The sequence below is a fragment of the uncultured Thiodictyon sp. genome (assembly GCF_903828115.1).
Taxonomy (GTDB): domain Bacteria; phylum Pseudomonadota; class Gammaproteobacteria; order Chromatiales; family Chromatiaceae; genus Thiodictyon.
In genome coordinates, this window is sequence record NZ_CAIKKU010000082.1 from 1 (window position 1) to 3723 (window position 3723).

Annotated in this window: 7 protein-coding genes; 1 reads left to right on the forward strand and 6 read right to left on the reverse strand. The window is 67.3% G+C overall.

Annotated elements, in window-relative coordinates:
* Positions 1-79: 79 nt before the first annotated feature.
* The gene (locus QZY48_RS02970; protein ID WP_366929631.1) at positions 80-484 is read right to left on the reverse strand and encodes a hypothetical protein; all 405 of its coding nucleotides are present in this window, start codon (positions 482-484) and stop codon (positions 80-82) included.
* Between the two features lie 89 nt (positions 485-573).
* Here QZY48_RS02970 and QZY48_RS02975 point away from each other — a divergent pair, with 89 nt between their 5' ends.
* Positions 574-1059 carry a MarR family winged helix-turn-helix transcriptional regulator gene (locus tag QZY48_RS02975; RefSeq protein WP_295427502.1) on the forward strand — a complete coding sequence of 162 codons (486 nt, stop codon included), beginning with the start codon at positions 574-576 and terminating at the stop codon, positions 1057-1059.
* A gap of 295 nt (positions 1060-1354) precedes the next feature.
* On the opposite strand, the gene QZY48_RS02980 is transcribed toward QZY48_RS02975, so the two are convergent.
* From QZY48_RS02980 to QZY48_RS03000, 5 genes are all read right to left on the reverse strand, one after another.
* Entirely contained in the window at positions 1355-2173 is an 819-nt protein-coding gene (locus tag QZY48_RS02980; RefSeq protein WP_295427505.1) for a hypothetical protein, read from the reverse strand.
* A 198-nt stretch (positions 2174-2371) separates the two neighbouring features.
* Positions 2372-2554 (reverse strand): hypothetical protein, encoded by a 183-nt coding sequence (locus QZY48_RS02985; RefSeq protein ID WP_295427508.1) that lies wholly within the window; start codon positions 2552-2554, stop codon positions 2372-2374.
* Between the two features lies 1 nt (position 2555).
* Positions 2556-2750 carry a hypothetical protein gene (locus QZY48_RS02990; RefSeq protein ID WP_295427511.1) on the reverse strand — a complete coding sequence of 65 codons (195 nt, stop codon included), beginning with the start codon at positions 2748-2750 and terminating at the stop codon, positions 2556-2558.
* 310 nt (positions 2751-3060) lie between these two features.
* Positions 3061-3234 carry a hypothetical protein gene (locus QZY48_RS02995; protein ID WP_295427513.1) on the reverse strand — a complete coding sequence of 58 codons (174 nt, stop codon included), beginning with the start codon at positions 3232-3234 and terminating at the stop codon, positions 3061-3063.
* The coding region (locus QZY48_RS03000; protein WP_366929632.1) for a DM13 domain-containing protein at positions 3221-3723 on the reverse strand (503 nt) is incomplete at its 5' end. The genes QZY48_RS02995 and QZY48_RS03000, both read right to left, overlap by 14 nt.

Genomic DNA, 3723 nt, shown 5'->3' on the forward strand with positions numbered 1-3723 from the left:
AGATCCCGGGTATCCTGTCGTTGTCGTAATCGAATAATCCGACAACGACAACGACAACGGTGCAGTGGCAGTGATCTTGTCAGGTGGCGCGCGGGCGCAGCCGCAGACCATCACGCAGATTCAGACCGAGCAGCGCGATATTGACGGCGCCGGCGATCAGTTCGAGCGCCTGGACGGCGTAGAAGGGCCAGTCGAACTCGCCCGCCTGGGCCTTGAAGGACAAAAAGAGCGCGCTTGGGATCAGGATCAGCAGTCCGTTTGCGGCAATGAAGGGCATGCGTCGGCGCTTGCGCGCGACCAGTGCCCCGGAGCGCTGACGCCCGAGCGCGAAACCAGACCCGCCGGCCGCCGCGAGGGCCGGAATCAGGAGCAGAAAGCCCCACGGGATGGCGGTCTTGACGGCGACGACGGTCGCCGTCGCGCCGAACGTTTCGGCGAGGATCGTGGCCATCCAGAAGGTCAGGATGGTCAGCAGCGCGAGCACGCCGGCGACGGGGTGAAGGCGTTTCAACATGGGTGCGACTCCGTCTGAGTGGGAAAGATAGCGTGCTATATAACATTGCATTCCAAGCTATGCAAGTGTTAGCTTGGGGCATGGGCTTCAACAAAGACGACTCGGCGGGCTATCTCGCCAACCATCTCGCGCGGCTGTTCGCGCGCGAGCTTCAGTTGCGCATCAAGCCGTTAGGTCTAAGCACCGGGACCTTTCCAGCATTGCTGGTGCTGTGGGAGGGCGACGGCCTGACCCAGCGCGAACTGATCGAGCACCTGGACATCGAGCAGCCGACCATGGCCAACACCCTGGCGCGCATGGAGCGCGACGGGCTGATCGAGCGCCGCAAAGACCCCGCCGACGCACGGGCGCAGCGCATCTGGCTGACCGCGGCGGCGCGCGCACTGGAGGGCTTGGCGACGGCGGCGGCCGAGGCGGTGAACAGCAAGGCACTGGCAGGGCTCGCGCCCGCCGAGCGCACCACCTTATTAGGCCTGATCCGCCGGGTCATCGCTGGTCTGCAAGAGGAGACGACCGCGACGGGAGGGAAGGACGGCGCGGCCTGATCCACGGCGCCGTCGGGGCGACCAGCCCTTACAAGGGACATCGAGGGGCAACGAGATCGCGGTGACGCAGGCCCGCAGGATGGGCGAGCGGGAGCGAAGTCCACCGAAACGCGCGCCGCTGGTGGTGGACTGCGCGGCGCTTGTCCACCCTAGATTGCTGGCACGCGTAGGGTGCGCCGCGCGCACCGCGGCGGCGGCCAAGACGCACGCCATTTCGTTCAACCGCGGCCTCTCAAGGTATACGCACGGCGCACCCTACGCCAATGGTCCGAGCCAGTGCGCCTTGGGGTACGTACTAGCGGGGTGGCTGTGCGTATTGCCCCGGGAACGGGTCCGCACTCTTGCGACGGCTGATTTCCCGCTCGGTCCAGGGCCAGGTGGACCCGGCCTCGTCGAAGAACGCGACCCCGATCACGCCCACATTGCGACCCTCGCCCTTGAGTTCGGCATAGGAATTGGACACGGCACCGAAACGGAATGCGGCCACGCTGTCCGCGCTGCGGCGAAAGCCGTCGATCTGCAGGCTGGCGCCTGGCGCGAGCAGGTATCCGCGCTTCGCGTAAGACCCCGGGCGACCATCCAGCACGTCGAGCCCGTCTACCGTCGCCACGACCTCCACACGATTGCCGGTGGGGTTCCTCACGTCGATGACATACCGCTGGCCGTTCTCTCCCACCACGTAGGTCCGCCCGCCCGCGTGCACGCTGGGCAAGGGGGCACCCTTGCCGTCCAGCAGGCGGACCGCAAGCCGACTGTCCGCGTCGGTAAAGACGTTGTCGACAGAGTCCGGTCGCTGGCCCGAACCGATCATGGCGGCGACGCCCGCCCGATCATTGTAATAGAGCGACAGGACGGCCACGGGGCGCGCGGGTGTCCGGCGCGTGAACTGGGCCTGGTTGACATGGCTGTCCCGGTCTTCGCCCCACAGGGTGCCGAGCCCCGGGTGGGGCGCTATGGCAGGCGTCGGTGCGCCGCGGTATCCGTCGGCAGAAGCGGGTGCGTTCGACGGGGTCGCCGACGCGGCGGCGCGGGCTGCTTGCGGTTGTTTGCCGGTGAGCGGCGGGCCGGCCTGTTGCGCCGTCCCTCCGCCGCATCCGGCTACGAGCAAAGCCAAAACAAAAACGTAATTTTTCAATCGCCTCATGGGTTCCTCGAGCCTGCCTGAGCGAGCCGGTCACGCGGCTGGCGGTGAATGTCGAGGGCAGTATACGCAGGCGCACCCGGCGTCGGATTACGCCTCGCTAACTTTTCGGCCGCTCCGGGCCGGAGTCCAAGGCTTCAGCCTTGGATGCGCACCCAATCCGCCCCGGCCCTAATGACGCTGATCGGCGGTCGCCTGCGCGTCCAGGAGTTCCTTGAGCAGGGCACGCCCCGCGTCGTCGAGCCCGCGCAGGCGCTCCTCGATCGCAAGCCCGCGCAGGCGATCCTCGGGCGGCAGTTCTTGCACCAACTCCAAGGCCAAGTCGCGACGGAAGTCCTCAAAGGTGTATGGCATGTCAACCCCCACTTCGCGGTAGCGGTGATATCTCGTTTAAGATGGGTACGTGGTCGGGCTGGCGCCAGCGATAGGTCTTGGCCCCTTGCTGGACCTTCGCGGCTTCAAAGCTGAACAGGTCCCACAGGGCGTTGCGCGGGGCTGGTTCCACTTCGCGCAGCACGATGATGCTGACCGAGCGATTGACGACCGGCAAACGGTAGACGCCTGTTTGACCGCTACTGCGTCGGTTTGACCGAACAGCCGGTGCCGGTTGATCATCGGTCGGTGCCTCGCTCCGCAGGGGCAGCGTTGAGCGGGAGTATAACGGCTGGTGCGGCGGCGTTGATCATGGCGCCGCGCACCGCGGCGTATCGGTTGGCCTTCAGGCTGACCGACTGGGAGCGCCGCATCCAAGTCGCGGCCCGGCCTTTCCGCAGGATGCGGCGCCGCGGTCGCTTGCGAGATCGCGCCGCACTGGGGTGCGGCGCTCCCAGTGGGCTGCTCGATCACCGTCTGGTGACGCATCAAAGGTCCGCCGCCCGGGAGAACGGCGGCAGGGGCATGGCCTCGCAGTCGACCTCCAACAATTCCTCCAGGCCACCGCGCTCGCCCAGCCAGCGGTGGGTCGCCCGCTCCGAGCCCGGGGCCGCCCCCCCATCCGCCCAATGCCGGCGCGGACCATCTTCATTGCGCGGCATTCAATTGCGCGGGTGAGATAAGCGTATTGAACTGTTCGCACCAGACCACCACCGAGGCGTAATCCCCTACCGCGACCCCCGCCGGTACCGCATAGGTCTGGGCGCCGCTGAATGACTTGAGCGGGCCCAGGTCGATGAACATGGTTTCTTCTACCCGGGTGTCCGGGTCGATGCCCCGCTGCGGCACCAGATAGAGGTGATACTTGGGTCCGGGTCCCACCGCGAAGTCGTCGGCCAGCTCGACCCGGTTGTCATAGACAGACAGGCCCCCGCTGCCGTAGCGGATACGGTCGGCGGGGTCGGCCTGGATGAAGCGTCCGGCGGCCCTGAGGGCGCCGCCCTGGTCGACGGCGGCGCCCGCCGTATGACCCGAGTTGCGCGCGGCCACGAAGGGGTAGGCGAAGAATCCGCCCACCCCTCCCAGGGCCGCGCCGATCAGTAGACCGATCAGCAGGTAGCGGGCCGCCGCGGGGTCCGGCGCCGGACCCC

Bases quoted from the DNA above. Each gene is read 5' to 3' on its own strand.
- QZY48_RS02975 (WP_295427502.1), top strand. From the start codon at position 574: ATGCAAGTGTTAGCTTGGGGCATGGGCTTCAACAAAGACGACTCGGCG.
- QZY48_RS02985 (WP_295427508.1), bottom strand. From the start codon at position 2,554: ATGCCATACACCTTTGAGGACTTCCGTCGCGACTTGGCCTTGGAGTTG.
- QZY48_RS02995 (WP_295427513.1), bottom strand. From the start codon at position 3,234: ATGCCGCGCAATGAAGATGGTCCGCGCCGGCATTGGGCGGATGGGGGG.